Source organism: Fibrobacter sp. UBA4309 (genome assembly GCF_002395745.1).
In the GTDB taxonomy this organism is placed as follows: Bacteria; Fibrobacterota; Fibrobacteria; order Fibrobacterales; family Fibrobacteraceae; genus Fibrobacter.
On sequence record NZ_DGUN01000001.1, the window covers coordinates 45,038 to 46,282 of the forward strand.

Consider the following 1,245-nt stretch of genomic DNA (forward strand, 5'->3'; position numbering starts at 1 on the left):
GGCGACCCGGTGTCGGCCTTCGGTTCCGTGATTGCCGTTACCAAGAAGGTGGACCTGAAAACCGCCGAATTCCTGAAGGGCAAGTTCGTCGAAATCCTTCTCGCTCCGGCATTCGACAAGGACGCTCTGGAATTTTTGAAGAACAAGTCCAAGGACATTCGTCTCCTTGAAGTGGGCAAGATCAAGAAGGCAATCCGTTGCAAGGTCTATAAGCACGTAATCGGTGGCATGCTGGTTCAGGACCGCGACGTGGACGTTTACGAAAAGTTCGAATGCGTCACCAAGAAGAAGTTCGCAAAGAACAAGGAAGCCCTCGCCCGCTTCACCTGGATCGTGACCAAGCACACCAAGTCAAACGCCATCGTCATGGGTTATGAATACGCCCGCGGTTACTTCCAGGTCATCGGCCTTGGCCCCGGCCAGCCGAACCGCATTGACTCTAACCTCCGCCTCTGCCAGCCCCGCGTCCGCGACAACGTGGCCCGCATGAAGGCTGCCCAGAAGTTCTTCAACGAAAAGGGCAAGTGCATCGACAAGGCCGGTCTCAAGGCTCTGGAAAAGAAGGTGTTCAGCGAAGTCGTGATGGGTTCCGACGCCTTCTTCCCGTTCCCGGACAACGTGGAAGCCGCTGCCAAGGCTGGCGTCCAGTACATCGTGCAACCGGGTGGTTCCAAGAAGGACAACCTCTCCATCGAAGCCTGCGACAAGCTTGGCGTGGCCATGGTGTTCACCGGCATGAGGCACTTCCGCCACTAAGGACTGCCATGGCTCCGGTGACGCAAAAAGAAACGAACCAGCGGGAAAAGGACCTCTACTATGCGGTCCTGTCCTTCCTGAAATCCGTCCGCAAGGCAGGCAAGACGACCGACGCCGAATGGAAGGCGTACCAGGAAAAGCTCCTGAAGGTCGCCCCCTCGCCCGATCTGGGCAAGGCTGCCGACATGTGGACTATGGACAACCTGGACCAGTTCAGCCCGGACAAGAACCAGCTGCCGCCCTTGAACGACATGGACTACGTCGCGAACATCTCTCCGAAATTCGCCTCGCAGCTCATGGAAGCCATATATTACGGCATGTTGAACTTGACGCAGGCCAACCTGATTTCTGACGAGATCCAGGACGCCGACCCGGATCTGGTATCGACAGCATCGCTCGAGGAATTGCTTGTGAAGCTCTGGATCGGCAACGCGAAGAGCTACCGCAAAGTGGTGACGAACTAGGTGTGAGGTTTGAGCTCGGTCGCGA

Annotated in this window: 2 protein-coding genes; both read left to right on the top strand. The window is 56.8% G+C overall.

Going from position 1 to position 1,245, the window contains the following annotated elements; translation table 11 throughout:
- Positions 1 to 756, top strand: a 756-nt coding sequence (locus B3M32_RS00220; protein WP_290742098.1) for an IMP cyclohydrolase, incomplete at its 5' end; no start/stop codon positions are given.
- An 8-nt stretch (positions 757 to 764) separates the two neighbouring features.
- A complete protein-coding gene (locus tag B3M32_RS00225; RefSeq protein ID WP_290742101.1) occupies positions 765 to 1,220 on the top strand; it encodes a hypothetical protein in 456 nt (151 codons plus the stop codon).
- Positions 1,221 to 1,245: the final 25 nt, after the last annotated feature.